Origin of the sequence: Streptococcus sp. CP1998 (assembly GCF_041026655.1) — a bacterium.
In the GTDB taxonomy this organism is placed as follows: Bacteria; Bacillota; Bacilli; order Lactobacillales; family Streptococcaceae; genus Streptococcus; species Streptococcus dentalis.
The window spans coordinates 102191-116845 of sequence record NZ_CP163380.1; the positions used below are offsets into that span (position 1 = coordinate 102191).

Genomic DNA, 14655 nt, shown 5'->3' on the forward strand with positions numbered 1-14655 from the left:
AAAAAATCAAATTGCAGGGTATCACGCGAAAATCACGCGAAAAAAATTTTTGATAATACTCAATTTTGCTTGATTTTAAAGCATTTTTGAGCAGTGCGTTTTAAAAAGATATCGAAATTCACGCGAAAGTCACGCGAAAACCACGTGATTATTTCTCCGCCCAGTCAGTCCAGTCATCAAAGGTCGTATTATTGTAAAGTTCTATCAGTCGTGGTCTGACAGATTGGATAATTTCAACTAATTCATGCCCTTCATGAAATTGTGAAAAAGGCATACCAACTGTTGCTTGGGACATATCTGAAAGTAATTGCCTTGTTGCTTGGCTATCTGCAAGTGTATTGATTAGAAAACCGAGTAGGTAATTGGAATCATAGCTAACTTCTACACTTGCTGATGGCGAATCTTTAATCAGGCGTTCATAGCCCTTTTTAATTTCTTTTTTGATTTTATCTTTGGAAAGGATTTCTAGATTTCCGATAAAATCATATGAAGTATAGATTTGGTTAGCAAAGTAATCAGAAAGTTCGTTGATTTTAGTATCATCAAGTCCGTCTTGCTGGCTTAAGTAGGTTTTGGCTTCCTTCCTAATTGTGTCCCTCAGCGTATCATAAAGCATTTCAAAAAAGATATCATCTAGGTAGCCTTCTTTTGGGTATCCAAATTCATTTTCCCAGTCAGGATTTTCAAATGTTCCAATGGTTACTCCCCCACTTCTTGTGACCGATTGTATTGGATTTGTTTTTATTCTAAAAAGCTCTTCTTTTATTTTTAATGGAGTATCAGGATACTCATCTAGGAATGTGCCATAACCAAGTTTTCTAAGGTAAAGTTCAATATATTCTTCCAATTCTCCGTAGTAAAACCAACCTACGGGTTTTCCATAGATTTTTGACACTTTCTCTAAAACTTCAAGAGGAGCTAAGTTATCTCCTCTTACATATGCGTTAATCGTTGATTTTTTTAATCCAAGACGGTTTCCAAATTCAGTAAAAGACAAATTTAATTCATCTTTGACTTGTCTTAATCTTTGACCAACAGTCTTTTTATCAGGTTTAAGTATTTCAAACATAGGTTACCTCTCAGACTATTATAACACAGGTGTTTATAAAATCGTACATTTTTTGAGAAAAACGCTTGACTTCGTGTATGATATCGTATATAATTATTAATGAGCATTAAGGTTGCTCAAAAATTTTACACCAAACGTACATAAAATCGTACATGTGTGTTAGAGAGGAGCTAACCCAACAATCAAAAAAGAAAGGAGGGTACAAAAAATCCTTGAACAATCTGGTACATCGTTCAAGGACAGTAAATCTAATTGCTGTAATTATACCAGATATTTCGGATAAACGCTAGTTGAATGCAGAATCAGAAAAGAGGGTAATTATGAATTTAACAGGTATGGAACTACAAATGGTAGAGTGGGTAGCCTACTCACCAGATACACAAGAGAAAGTCTTAATCAAACCAGAGGACTGTAAAGATTTGAATGACAGAGAACTCTATCGCCTTATCAAGGATATGGGATTTGAGCGATTGATTGAATCTAGAGCTTTGCAGATTTTGAACGACTTTCTTAATCAGAAAATACAGGTAAACTAATGAGTAAATACGATTATCAAGAAGTTGTAGATAGGGTTGATGGTCTCAACTCAGTCTCAACATTGAAAAAGTGGCGGTTAAAGATTGAAAGTCTAACTGGTACTCAATTCAATGAAAGTAGAGTGAGAACGGGTCGAAAATCTTATTCTAAAGTTTATCTTTTTACAGAAGATGACCTAAATCATTTTCAAGCGATTGCTGATAAGAAGTCTTCGTTGGGGCTGGAAAGAGCAATTCTAAGTGTTTATGGGTTTTCTAAAGAAAATGATTATCAAAAACCTATTAGAGAACTTGTTGATGAGCTAGAGGTCTCCTTTAAGGAAATCCGAGAAGATTATCGAAGGAACCTAGCAAGGTTGAAACAGGAGTTAGAAGTGCTTCTGGATAGAATCCAGGCCTTAGAGAAAGAGAATGAAAAGAAATCATCTAAGAGACTTGGCTTCTTTCATCGATGAAGACGGTTCGCCACCCCACCACTGGGCGAGTGGTCAACACGGTAGCCCAGAGCAGGTGGGAAAGGTGGCAAACGGCTGAACTCGATTTGACATTTGCACCCCAGTCCCTATTAGGGGGTGCACACATACATAAAATGTGGTCAAATTCCTTGATACACAAGGGGTTCAGTGATTTGAAGTAAATTTCACGAAAAAACATTTATGAAGCCTATGATATCAACGGTTTACGATGGATTTCATGTAGGCGTAGCTTTTATGAATAGGAGAAAAAAACATGACAAAATTTAACTTAACAGACGAAACTATAAAAGTTGGCGACTTGAAATTGGATAAATCACAATTTGACATTCCAAAGAAAGTGACCATCCTTTCTTCACGAGTTGCACCAGTCTATAAAAATGTCAATGGCGAAAGCATTGCGACAGATGAAGTAGCTAAAATTACTTGCTCTGTACAAGATACAGACAAAATCCAAGCCTTGAAAGACCTGGGCTATTCCCCTGATGACCTCAAGGGTATTCGCTTGGAGATTGTAGACAATCTTAACAAGTTGGCTAAATCCGTTGAAAAGGATGAGCTGAACTCACTTGTAGTAGAACTTGTCAATCCAGAAGTCCACCTTGGTTGGCGAGCTAATAATAATGGTGGTGGAAATTGGGGAGGCTTAAAACTAGTGGCAACTGATATTAAATTTATTGGAGCCTAGACATGGATAACTCAGTGATGTTAGACTACTTAGCCGTAACGATTAAAGGCTTAGCTCCAGATGATGTCATTGAGAAAATCCTCATTCTTCCTAAAGATAAGTTTGTTCTCAATGAATGGGGGATAAACAAGTACCAAAGGCATTATGCCTTCTCAGAGATAAAGGTTTACTTCAATAAAGACTGGGAATCAAAAATGGGAGTTTTTATCGAACTGAGAGGGCAGGGGTGCCGTCAGTATGAAGAATACATGGAAAGCAATGTCAATAACTGGGTAACCCTAATGAAACGCATTTCTGAATGCCATAGTAATTTTACAAGACTAGATATCGCCAATGATATTTTTGATGGTAGTCTATCCGTCCCGCTTATTTATAGTTATTGTAAAAAGCAACTCTGCATATCAACCGCTAAAACCTTTGATTACCATGAAAAGAGTATTCTTGAAAATGGTGAAAAGGTTGGTGAAATGGTAACGATTGGTGTTAGAGGTACTCAGCAATGGTGCATCTATAATAAGCTATTAGAACAAAAACTGGATAAAGATTTACCAGAAATGCCCTCATCATGGACAAGAGCAGAGCTTAGATGTTGGCAAGAAAAGGCAAACTTACTGGCTCAACAGATAAAAAAAGGACGTCCCCTTAAAGAGATTTACTTTGAAGCGATTAATGGACACTATCGCTTTGTCAGTCCGAGAGATAAGGATTCCAACCGTTGGCGAAGAAAAAACGTAAAATGGTGGAATGACTACTTAGAAACACAAAAAAAGACGGTCTTAAGTGTAAAGCGGACAAAACCCACCCTAAAACGGTCTGAGCTATGGACAGAGAAACAAGTCTCACGAACACTTGGAAAACTCTATGTAGCAAAAGCAGAATCTTACGGACAAGAAAAGGCAGATGGCTATATTCAACACTTACTTGAGCTTGGGATATCCAAACTAACGGAAACAGATGAGACTGATATTCAGCAGTACAAACAAGAGCAACAAAACTCAGCTTATTGGGGTATAAGAAAAGACGACCTGTAGCAAACTACAAATCGCCTTTCCAAAAATAACTAACTTGATTATAACCAAAATAGAAGGAGAATTCAATGGCAACATTAAAAACAGAACATGATTTTGACTTGACCCGTAACTGGTACCGTAAATCCGTCTTTCTAGATGAACTCTGGCATGGCATGACCGTTGCAACGCTCAATAGCTATATTCGTCAGATGAAGGACAGCCCATACGCTTTCGGTATTAAAGGAACACATGGCAATGTCTTTATTCACTCAGAAGTCTTCGTGGCATGGTTTGACCACAAAATTGCCAATCAATATGTCGCAAAGATGGCGTAGGTAATACCTATGAGAGATAATAGTTCAAGAGTACTCATCATCAGTTCTTGGCGACCAGACCCTTATAAAGCAGGCAATGTCTTGGTGAAGTTCGCTATGCGATTTACCCACCCTATTACTAAAAAATCTCACAAGAAATACCTTTCTACAGGTGCTGGTAAAGGGTGGTTTACCACTAAGGCAAGACCAAGTAAAAAGACATCTTCTGGAAAAGAACGTCTTTTGGTCAGCGATATTAAAAACTCACAATTGATAACACAGGTCACGCAAGAACTGAATAAATTAGTTGATGACTATATCGCTGAGATAACAGGTATTAAGCCTAAGAAAGCCAAGAGACTTTTAACCCTAGAAGAAATCGCTAAGCCCTATGATGAAGATGGAAGTCTTTATGGTAAAGCCTTTAAAGCATGGTATGAAAGGGTCAAACCAGCCAATAATACTCTTAAAACAAGGGTTACTATCTATAACCGCTATTTAGTGCCTAATTTTGATACCAGAATGTCTATCACAAAATTTGCCTCTATGACAGATGAAATTTAAAATCTCATCAATGCTTCTTCCATGCACATGGCAAGAAACCTGCATATTTATCTTAAGATGGTTTTTGATTGGTCAGTCGAAAACGGACAGATTACTCTTACACAAGACCCGATTGCCAACAATAAGGTTAAAAGGCGAGTTCTGACAAAGAGTGAGGAGCAAAATGAGAAACGTGAAGATATTGCAGAAAAATACCTAGAAGCAAGTGAGGTTAACTACGTTCTCCGACTGATAGAAAGCTGGACTAACCGTCCTGATAATCAACTTATCGCAGATGTGTTGAGAATGATTTTTCTAACAGGTATGAGACCAAGTGAAGTTCTGGGTTTGAATGAGGATATGCTTGATTTTGAGGAGAAGTGGATAAAGGTTCATTGGCAGAGGGCAAGCAAAAATAAATCAGATGAGGTGATGGAAGCACTTAATCTTGACGAAAAGGAACGTTACCGAGCAGACCTTAAGACCAAGGAAAGTGTCCGAACGATTCCAATGAGTCCTGAGGTAGAGAAAATTTTGCGACATTATATAGACAGAAATAAGTTTCAAGCTCAATTTAACCCGACTTATCAAGACCTAGGCTATCTCTTTACCAGAACCTATATCAGAGCAGGTAATCGGCAAGGCTCTCCGCTTTATCATAATGAACTCTCACAATTCCTGAGAGGTGGTTCTAGTCAGTCAGCAAAATATAATAAAAAAGCTGGTAAACCCTATAAGGACATAGATAGCTTCCTAGACTTTGGCAGACCGATTCATGTAATCCCTCATATGTTCCGTCATAGCTTTATCTCCATTATGGCTAGCGAAGGCATAGACCTCTCCACCATTCGAGAATTTGTTGGACACTCGGAGGATTCCAAGGAGATTGAGCGTGTCTATCTCCATGTGATTAAAAAGCAAAAAGACACCATGAGAGGAGCTGTAGAAAGGCTGGAAAAGTTGATTAATAATAAGAACTAAGTGTGGAAAGGAGGATACTGCCTCCTTTTCTATTTGACATAGATATTTTTTTAGAATATAATTTAGTCTGAAATCAGACTAAAAGAGAGGTAAGGAATTATTTTGGAAACAGATTTTATAAAGCAATTATCAGTACAAGAGAAAGAATTCTCATCTCTTTATCGTGTCATGGCTAAGAATCTTGGGCTATCTGAGAGTAGCGTGTGGGTCTGTTATTTTTTATTAGTAAATAATGGTGATATCACTCAGCAGGACTTGGTTGAACAGATGATGTTCCCAAAACAAACCATTCACTCTTCGGTAAAAAAGTTGAGTGCTGACCAATATGTAAGGGTGACGCCACTACCAAGTTCTCGTAAGAGCAAGAAATTGTCCTTGACTGAAAAAGGCAAAACTTATATAGAGATGACCGTTGCTAAAATGGTGGAAGCAGAAAAAGAAGCAATAAGGGGCATGGGGCAAGAGGATATGCAAAAATATGTTGAACTTCAAGGAAAATATCTAACTCTTTTGAAGAATGAATTTACTAAAGCTGAGCTGTTAACTTTAACTGACGATATGGAGAATAATTGATGGAAACAGATAGTATTGAAATTTTTGGTGCTAAAGAGCACAATCTAAAAAACTTTGATGTGACGATTCCTAAGAATAAGCTAGTGGTTTTTGCAGGTGTTTCAGGTTCGGGGAAGTCTTCTCTTGTCTTTGATACGCTAGCAAGAGAAAGTAGTAGACAGTGGCAGGATAGTTATCCTCTCTTTTTACGGAACAAGCTACCTCACTATGAGCGTCCTCACGTAGACGAAATTAAAAATTTACCCCCATCTATCGTTGTCAATCAGAAAGCTTTAAGGACTAATACTCGTTCAACAGTCGGGACGGCTATGGACATTGCTCCGCTTATTCGTCTGCTGTTTTCACGGGTTGGTCAACCGAGTGCGGGTGGCTCAATGGCTTATTCTTTCAATCATCCTGCAGGGATGTGTCCTATTTGTACTGGGATTGGGAAGGTTTATCAGTTAATTGAGGATAAGATTTTTGATACCACAAAATCATTGAATGAAGGTGCTATTAATTTTAGTCAATTTTCGAGTGGCTGGCAGGCTTATCTTTACAAAAATAATCCTTTACTTGATGCAGATAAAAAGTTAGCTGATTTTTCTGAGGAAGAATGGCAGATTTTGCGAGAAGGAAGCGATGAAATAGTCAAGGTTGAATTTCGTTCTAATAATACGGGGAGTGTGGACCGTGTTGACTATGAAGGTGTAATTCCGCGTTTCTACCGCCTCTATCTGAAAAGGGATATTTCTAAGCTGAAAAAATCATTGCAAGAAGAAGTGCTATCTCTTGTCATTCAGGTACCTTGTGCCAGTTGTGAAGGCTCAGGACTAAACCCCAAGGCCTTAGCTTCTAAGATAAACGGGCATAATATTGTTGACTATATGAACTTATCAGTCAGTGAACTCTTGCCTTTACTTGAAGAAGTTGATAGTCCTTTAGGTCAATCATTAGTTGCACAAATCAAGTATGCTATTAAGCGGATGGAGACAGTTGGGATTGGTTATTTATCTTTGTCTCGGAAGACAGAAACCTTATCAGGTGGTGAGATACAACGGGTCAAGTTGGTGCGACACATTGGTTCCAGCCTAAGTAATGTCAACTACGTTTTTGATGAACCGACTGCAGGTCTGCACCCTCATGATGCCGAGAAAATCGGTCAGCTCTTGTTGGATTTAAGAGATAAGCACAACAATATTTTGGTTGTGGAACATAGCCGACAAATGTTAGCTTTAGCGGATGAAGTCATTGAATTGGGACCATTGGCTGGTCGGGAAGGCGGTAGGCTAATTTTTCAAGGAAGTCTTGTAGAGTTGCAAAAAGCTGACACCTTCACAACCCGTGTCCTAAAACAACCACTTAGACTGAATCAAGACCCACTAGCTTGGACAGAATATTTTGCCATCAAAGATGCTACTGCAAATAATCTTAAACAGGTTAATACAAAAATCCCTAAGGGAATCTTGACCGCAGTAACGGGTGTCGCGGGTTCAGGGAAGAGCTCTCTGATTGGTGTCGAATTTATCGAAAATTACCCAGATGCCATTATCATCGATCAAAAACCTATTGGTACCTCCATTCGTTCCACACCAGCAACTTACTTAGGAATAATGGATGAAATTCGAAAATTATTTGCCAAAGCCAACAATGTAACCCCTAGTTGGTTTAGCTATAATTCAAAAGGTGCTTGTCCAATTTGCAAGGGAACTGGAAAAATCGTTTATGACATGGCTTTTGCGGATTCAGTTGAGGTCGTTTGTGAGGAGTGCGGGGGTCACCGTTATAATCCTAAAGCGCTCAGCTATCGTTATCAGAATTTCACAATTGAAGAGATTTTGAATCTAACTGTCGAAGAAGCATTAACAGTTTTTTCTTCGAACGATAAGATTTGTCAATCTCTGTCAGTCATGAAGGAAGTTGGCTTAGATTATCTGACTTTAGGTCAGCCCACAAGTACCTTGTCAGGTGGAGAAGTGCAACGAGTTAAGTTAGCTAGTAAGTTACAAGAGTCAGGACAAATCTTTGTTCTCGACGAACCAAGCACAGGTCTGCATGGTAAGGATGTTGAACAACTGCTTAGTTTACTAAGACGCCTCGTCAATCAAGGGAATACGGTTGTGATGATTGAACATCGCTTAGAACTTATTGCTCAAGCTGATTGGATAATTGATTTAGGACCCGAGGGCGGAAAGAATGGGGGTTATATTTTATTCGAAGGCAAACCAAGAGATATTATCAGTTGTGAAGAGTCTCAAACGGGGAAATATTTGAAAGAAATTTTAAATTTCAGTTAAAATACGCCAATCGCTTCTAATCAGAAAAAAATCAGACAAAACCACATTATAAAAACACGAAAAAAGCCTAGAAACGTTGATTTCATAGGCTTTTGGTATATTGTCTTACTTAACCTCTGTAAACACAACGTGTTTGCGAAGTTTTGGTGAGTATTTCTTCAATTGAAGACGGTCTGGAGTGTTACGTTTGTTTTTAGAAGTAAGGTACAAGCGTTCACCAGATTCTTTGTGTTCAAGTGTAATATTTACGCGCATGGTATCTCCCTTCTATTATTCAGCTGATGCAGCTTTAGCGATCTTACGTCCTTTGTAGTATCCTTTAAGTGATACACGGTGTGAACGTGAGTAATCTCCAGTTGCTTCGTCAAAGTTTACAGATGGAGCTGTTACTTTGTAGTGCGTACGACGTTTGTTTTTCTTCGCTTTTGATGTGCGACGTGCAGGTACTGCCATTTCGTTTTTCTCCTTTTAAGATATAAATTCAATTAGGTTTGATTTTCATCAACTTTAACAGTATAACAAAACTTTTTTGTAAAGTAAAGTTACTTGACAAAAAATTGTTAAAAAAATCTCCCGCCCCATCAAATGGGACAGGAGTTCTCCTTAAAGGTCTATTTCAAATGGCTCATCAATCGTTTCCGAAACGTATTTGCCATCCTTTTTTCGTTGTTTGACACATTCTGTCAGCAGGTACTCGATCTGCCCATTGACCGATCGAAAGTCATCTTCTGCCCATGATGCGATAGCAGCATATAACTTGGCTGACAATCTAAGTGGAATCTGTTTTTTCTTTTGGTCAGCCATTCTTAATAGAGACTTCCCGTATTAACAATTGGTTGTGCATCATGATTGCCACAGAGAACGACAAGAAGGTTCGAAACCATGGCAGCCTTCCGTTCTTCATCTAGCTCTACAATCTCTCCTTCGCTCAGGCGTTCAAGGGCCATTTCAACCATCCCAACTGCTCCGTCGACAATCATCTTCCGCGCATCGATAATGGCAGAAGCTTGTTGGCGTTGAAGCATGACAGCTGCGATTTCTGGAGCATAGGCCAAGTAGGTAATACGAGCTTCAAGAATTTCGAGCCCAGCATCTTTTACACGTGCTTGAATCTCTTCTCGAATACGACTGACCACAATTTCACTGGAACCTCTTAGACTACCCTCATCTGCCTGGCCGTCTCCTGTCGTATCGACATTAGGAGCTACATCATAAGGATAGATGCGGACAATATTACGAAGAGCACTGTCACACTGCAATGAGAGATATTCTTTGTAGTTATCCACATTGAAGACTGCTTTAGCCGTATCCACTACACGCCAAGTGACTGCAATACCGATTTCTACAGGATTTCCCAAACAGTCATTAATCTTCTGACGAGAGTTATTCAAGGTCATCACTTTTAAGGAAATATTCTTTTTACCTGTCTCGATAGAAATATTGTTACCTTCTGCTGTTTTTCTGACAGACATGGGTGACTTGGTGGTGACATCACCACTTTGGCCCAAGCGGGTGTTATTGGCAGGATTGACAGCGACACAGAAGGGATTGACAAAGTAAATACCCGCTTCTCGAATGGTTCCGATATAGTTCCCAAACAAGGTCAAAACCAAGGCCTCTTGCGGTTTAATAATTTTGATCCCCGCATAGCACACCAGACTAGCAATAAAGAGAAAAATACAGGTAATAACTGCAATCGCAAGTGGAAAACCTTCTGGTAGACTAGCAATCGCACTAATAAAGGCTAAAACTAAGACAAGATCCCCAACTAGCAAGCCTATAAGGGCAGCTAAGCCGTTTTTCTTTTGGGTTAAAATTTTTTCTTCCATGGGACGAACCCTTCTTTCTTTGTGATATCTAAATGATATCACTTTGCTTACAAAAGTCAAGATATAACTGTAAATTATTTTAGCAAGAAACCGAGCAAGCTAAATTGTCTGAAAATTCAAGAATTTTCTTCTGTTGTTGGGCCGTAAATTGTGCTATAATAATAAAAAATACGATGAGAGGGAATCAGATGACAGAATTAGATACACGCCATCGTAGTAGTGTCTACGATAGCATGGTCAAATCCCCTAACCGGGCGATGCTTCGCGCGACGGAAATGACCGATGAAAGCTTTGAGAAACCGATCGTAGGGGTAATCTCTACTTGGGCTGAAAACACACCTTGTAACATCCACCTCCACGATTTTGGAAAACTGGCCAAAGAAGGTGTGAAAGATGCAGGTGCTTGGCCGGTTCAATTTGGGACCATTACGGTTGCGGACGGGATCGCTATGGGGACTCCAGGAATGCGCTTCTCCTTGACTTCTCGTGATATCATTGCGGATTCTATCGAAGCTGCTATGGGTGGTCACAACGTCGATGCTTTTGTAGCCATCGGGGGCTGTGATAAGAACATGCCTGGTTCGATGATTGCCATTGCCAATATGGATATCCCTGCGATCTTTGCTTATGGTGGGACCATTGCCCCAGGGAATCTCGATGGGAAAGATATCGACTTGGTTTCTGTTTTCGAAGGAATCGGGAAATGGAACCACGGTGATATGACCGCTGAAGAAGTGAAGCAACTAGAATGTAACGCCTGCCCTGGCCCTGGTGGCTGTGGTGGGATGTATACGGCCAACACCATGGCGACAGCGATTGAGGTCCTTGGGATGAGTCTTCCTGGTTCCTCTTCTCACCCTGCTGAATCGGCTGATAAAAAAGCCGATATCGAAGAAGCAGGTCGTGCTGTTGTCAAGATGCTGGAAATGGGACTCAAACCATCGGATATCTTGACCCGTGAAGCCTTTGAAGATGCGATTACCGTGACCATGGCGCTCGGTGGATCTACCAATGCCACTCTGCACTTGCTCGCGATTGCTCACGCAGCCAATGTTGATTTGACACTTGAAGATTTCAACGATTTCCAAGAGCGTGTGCCTCACTTGGCAGACTTGAAACCTTCTGGTCAATACGTCTTCCAAGATCTTTACAATGTCGGTGGTGTGCCGGCCGTCATGAAATACCTTCTTAAGAATGGTTTCCTTCATGGGGATCGTATCACATGTACTGGTAAGACTGTTGCTGAGAACTTGGAAGCCTTCGCTGATTTGACACCAGGTCAAAAAGTCATCATGCCACTTGAAAATCCTAAACGTGCGGATGGTCCATTGATCATCTTAAAAGGGAACTTGGCTCCAGAAGGGGCAGTCGCCAAAGTATCAGGTGTGAAAGTTCGTAACATCACGGGTCCTGCTAAGGTCTTTGACTCTGAAGAAGCTGCCATTGAAGCGGTTCTTTCGGATGAAATCGTGGATGGCGACGTTGTTGTTGTTCGTTTCGTGGGTCCTAAGGGTGGTCCTGGTATGCCGGAAATGCTGTCCTTGTCATCTATGATCGTTGGGAAAGGCCAAGGAGATAAGGTGGCCCTCTTGACAGACGGACGCTTCTCAGGTGGGACTTACGGTCTCGTTGTTGGACACATCGCACCTGAAGCTCAGGTTGGTGGCCCAATCGCCTACCTCCACACTGGGGATCTGGTGACAGTTGATCAAGATACCAAAGAAATCACCATGCACGTTTCAGACGAAGAGTTAGCAAAACGGAAGGCTGAAACAACCTTGCCGCCACTGTATAGCCGTGGGGTTCTGGGTAAATACGCCCACATCGTTTCTTCAGCATCACGTGGTGCTGTAACCGACTTCTGGAATATGGAACAGTCTGGTAAACAGTAATTACAAGGACGACTTTGTCCAAAAAGAGAGTGGGACAGAAATCGGTAATTCGTTAGAATTCGATTTCGTCGTCCCACCTCCGCACAGTTGAGTAGGGCTGTAAAAGCTGATGAAATCAGTGTAGTAGAGCCCACTCAACCACTGCGTCTTGCTCGATAATCCAAAAATAATTGAGAGGCTAGGACTTTTGTCCCAGCCTCTTTTTTGGCTCAAAGTCGCTATTTTCAACCCTATCGCTGAATCGTATGAATATTACTTTTTGGGGGATTTGAGTGTATCATCTGTCATTTTTCTTGTAAATCCGTCTATAATTTGCTATAATTGTGACTAATCGAATCAATCCTTTAATACTGTCCAGAGAGGCAGGCAAGGAGCTATGGAAATGAAAGGCCTGGGAAGACCAGCCTATATTTTGTGTATCTCCTTGTTGTGGGGGATTTTTTTGTATAGTTGAAAAGTGGTTTGATAAAAAAGAAATCGTCGATGATGGAGCATGAGCACTCCCTTATGATTCGGTCATCGAAGGTAGACGTTTTTGTTCAGCCATAGCTTGTCGCATCTTAATTTTAGGAGGTTTTTACGATCGTGAATGATGTTAAATATGATGTGAATGATATGCCAAAACCTGGTTTATTGATTGGTTTATCTTTCCAGCATTTGTTTGCCATGTTTGGGGCGACAGTGTTGGTGCCGATTTTGGTTGGGATTGATCCTGCCATTGCTTTGTTCTCATCTGGTTTGGGGACCTTGGCTCACTTGACAGTGACCAAGTATAAGATCCCTGCTTACATGGGGTCTAGTTTTGCTTATATTGCAGCGATGCAAATGCTGATGAAGTCAGATGGGATCGCGGCAGTTGCCCAGGGTGCTATGGCGGGTGGTTTGGTCTACTTGTTTGTAGCTCTGATTGTTAAGCATGCGGGTAAAGATTGGATTAATAAGGTCCTTCCACCAATCGTGGTTGGTCCCATTATCATGGTCATTGGTTTGAGTCTTGCGAAGAATGCCGTCACTGATGCGACAACCTTAAATAATAGCTACAGCGGCTATGCTCTATTGATTTCGATGGTGACCCTCTTTGCAGTTATCCTATTTAACATGTATGGCAAGAAGATTGTCGGTGTCGTCCCAATTTTACTTGGATTAATTGTGGGCTATATTTTCTCATTGGCTCTTGGTTTGCTGACAGGACATAGTTTTGTCAATTTCTCAGAGGTAAGTGCGGCACATTGGATTCAAGTTCCAAACTTTGACATTCCATTTGTGGATTATAGCTTTAAACTCTATCCAAGTGCGATTTTGACTATGGCTCCGATTGCCTTTGTGACCATGACGGAACATTTTGGCCACCTCATGGTTTTAAATAGTTTGACTGAGCGTGATTACTTCAAGGATCCCGGACTTGACCATACGCTTACTGGTGATGGCTTGGCACAGATTATTGCTGGATTCTTTGGAGCTCCTCCGGTAACTTCTTATGGGGAAAACATTGGGGTTATGGCCCTTAGTAAGGTCTACTCAGTTTACGTTATTTCAGGCGCAGCAGTGATTGCGGTTGTCATGAGCTTTATTGGGAAGCTATCAGCACTCTTGCACTCTATTCCAACTCCTGTATTGGGAGGTTTGTCTATTGCCCTCTTTGGGGTTATCGCTGCTAGCGGTTTGAAAATTTTAGTTGAACATAAGATTGATTTTGATAATAAAAAGAATCTCTTGATTGCAAGTGTGATCCTAGTATCAGGGATCGGTGGTTTGATGATTGACCTCGGTGGTCTTCAAATCACGGGTGTGGCAACGTCGACCATTCTAGGAATCGTGTTGTACCAAATCCTTCCTGAACCAAAAGCTGACCAGGCTTAGACCATTCTGGTAGTGAAAAAGTTTGAATGGATTCAAACATTATAAAAACGAGGAACAAACTCTGATAGCAGAGTTTGTTCCTCGTTTTTTTATGATGGATTGGATTTCCAAAGAGGCTTTCCTTCATTAGTTGACTGCGTTTCTTAAATGGTAATGATTGTTATCGTGGTGGAAGACCAAGGGCGATGCGCCCGTATCGGCTGATTCGAGTAATTTTCCAAGCGGGTGACCAAGTTACTTCAACCTTGACATCTTCGATCCCCTCGATTTCTTTTAGGCGAGCGACGATTTCGATCGGAAGGCTCTCAGCACAGCTACAAGCCGTATCGGTAAAGGTCATAACCACCTTGCAAGTGCCGGCTTCATCTAGATGGATCTCGTAGATCAGTCCCAGATTATAAACATCTAACTCAACATCGGTATCAAATACAAGCTCCAATTTTTCGATTAATGACTTCTCTAGTGCCAGGGCGCGGTCATTGATTTTGATATCCTCTCTCATCGCAAGATCCTTTCAGTGTAGTATGGCTTCCATTTTCTCATAATTCGGCTGATAAGGCAAGAAGAGAAAGAGGTTTTGAACGTGTCGAACGAAGGAAATTCGGTCCAGT

At 40.7% G+C, this 14655-nt stretch carries 15 protein-coding genes and 1 pseudogene; 10 read left to right on the forward strand and 6 right to left on the reverse strand.

Going from position 1 to position 14655, the window contains the following annotated elements; all coding sequences use genetic code 11:
- Positions 1–148 precede the first annotated feature (148 nt).
- The gene (locus tag AB4X21_RS00580; protein ID WP_070590693.1) at positions 149–1069 is read right to left on the reverse strand and encodes a helix-turn-helix domain-containing protein; all 921 of its coding nucleotides are present in this window, start codon (positions 1067–1069) and stop codon (positions 149–151) included.
- A 320-nt stretch (positions 1070–1389) separates the two neighbouring features.
- Between AB4X21_RS00580 and AB4X21_RS00585 the strand changes: the two genes are divergently transcribed.
- The 8 genes and pseudogenes from AB4X21_RS00585 to AB4X21_RS00620 all read left to right on the forward strand — a co-directional run bounded on the left by AB4X21_RS00585 (position 1390) and on the right by AB4X21_RS00620 (position 8463).
- Complete coding sequence (locus AB4X21_RS00585) at positions 1390–1605, forward strand: hypothetical protein (RefSeq protein ID WP_070590695.1); 216 nt, start codon at positions 1390–1392, stop codon at positions 1603–1605.
- Positions 1605–2060, forward strand: coding sequence for a hypothetical protein (locus tag AB4X21_RS00590; protein WP_316108546.1), 456 nt, complete (start codon positions 1605–1607; stop codon positions 2058–2060). The genes AB4X21_RS00585 and AB4X21_RS00590 overlap by 1 nt, the downstream gene beginning before the upstream one ends.
- A 274-nt stretch (positions 2061–2334) precedes the next feature.
- Positions 2335–2766, forward strand: a complete 432-nt coding sequence (locus AB4X21_RS00595) for a hypothetical protein (RefSeq protein ID WP_070590705.1) — start codon at positions 2335–2337, stop codon at positions 2764–2766.
- Positions 2767–2768: 2 nt separating this feature from the next.
- The gene (locus AB4X21_RS00600; RefSeq protein WP_070590708.1) at positions 2769–3797 is read left to right on the forward strand and encodes a replication initiation factor domain-containing protein; all 1029 of its coding nucleotides are present in this window, start codon (positions 2769–2771) and stop codon (positions 3795–3797) included.
- 65 nt (positions 3798–3862) lie between these two features.
- Positions 3863–4111, forward strand: a complete 249-nt coding sequence (locus AB4X21_RS00605) for a hypothetical protein (RefSeq protein ID WP_369087990.1) — start codon at positions 3863–3865, stop codon at positions 4109–4111.
- A 9-nt stretch (positions 4112–4120) separates the two neighbouring features.
- Positions 4121–5614, forward strand: a pseudogene (locus AB4X21_RS00610) (tyrosine-type recombinase/integrase).
- Between the two features lie 102 nt (positions 5615–5716).
- Positions 5717–6187: a MarR family winged helix-turn-helix transcriptional regulator gene (locus tag AB4X21_RS00615; RefSeq protein WP_369087991.1), complete on the forward strand. Its 471-nt coding sequence runs from the start codon at positions 5717–5719 to the stop codon at positions 6185–6187.
- Entirely contained in the window at positions 6187–8463 is a 2277-nt protein-coding gene (locus AB4X21_RS00620) for an ATP-binding cassette domain-containing protein (RefSeq protein WP_369087992.1), read from the forward strand. The genes AB4X21_RS00615 and AB4X21_RS00620 overlap by 1 nt, the downstream gene beginning before the upstream one ends.
- Positions 8464–8568: 105 nt before the next feature.
- Here the strand turns inward: AB4X21_RS00620 and rpmG are convergent, their stop codons facing one another.
- The 4 genes from rpmG to AB4X21_RS00640 all read right to left on the reverse strand — a co-directional run bounded on the left by rpmG (position 8569) and on the right by AB4X21_RS00640 (position 10292).
- Positions 8569–8718 carry a 50S ribosomal protein L33 gene (rpmG, locus tag AB4X21_RS00625; protein WP_001265622.1) on the reverse strand — a complete coding sequence of 50 codons (150 nt, stop codon included), beginning with the start codon at positions 8716–8718 and terminating at the stop codon, positions 8569–8571.
- 15 nt (positions 8719–8733) lie between these two features.
- Entirely contained in the window at positions 8734–8916 is a 183-nt protein-coding gene (rpmF, locus tag AB4X21_RS00630) for a 50S ribosomal protein L32 (protein ID WP_003009516.1), read from the reverse strand.
- A 150-nt stretch (positions 8917–9066) separates the two neighbouring features.
- Positions 9067–9267 (reverse strand): PTS ascorbate transporter subunit IIC, encoded by a 201-nt coding sequence (locus AB4X21_RS00635; RefSeq protein WP_003011522.1) that lies wholly within the window; start codon positions 9265–9267, stop codon positions 9067–9069.
- 2 nt (positions 9268–9269) lie between these two features.
- On the reverse strand, positions 9270–10292 hold the full coding sequence (locus tag AB4X21_RS00640; RefSeq protein WP_369087993.1) for an SPFH domain-containing protein: 1023 nt from the start codon (positions 10290–10292) through the stop codon (positions 9270–9272).
- Between the two features lie 188 nt (positions 10293–10480).
- On the opposite strand from AB4X21_RS00640, the gene ilvD reads away from it, so the two are divergent.
- Together ilvD and AB4X21_RS00650 are read left to right on the forward strand one after the other, a co-directional pair.
- Positions 10481–12184: a dihydroxy-acid dehydratase gene (ilvD, locus tag AB4X21_RS00645; RefSeq protein WP_369087994.1), complete on the forward strand. Its 1704-nt coding sequence runs from the start codon at positions 10481–10483 to the stop codon at positions 12182–12184.
- 585 nt (positions 12185–12769) lie between these two features.
- Positions 12770–14044: a uracil-xanthine permease family protein gene (locus AB4X21_RS00650; RefSeq protein WP_270300023.1), complete on the forward strand. Its 1275-nt coding sequence runs from the start codon at positions 12770–12772 to the stop codon at positions 14042–14044.
- A 160-nt stretch (positions 14045–14204) separates the two neighbouring features.
- Here AB4X21_RS00650 and AB4X21_RS00655 read toward each other — a convergent pair whose 3' ends face one another.
- Positions 14205–14546 (reverse strand): metal-sulfur cluster assembly factor, encoded by a 342-nt coding sequence (locus AB4X21_RS00655; RefSeq protein WP_013904437.1) that lies wholly within the window; start codon positions 14544–14546, stop codon positions 14205–14207.
- Between the last annotated feature and the right edge of the window lie 109 nt (positions 14547–14655).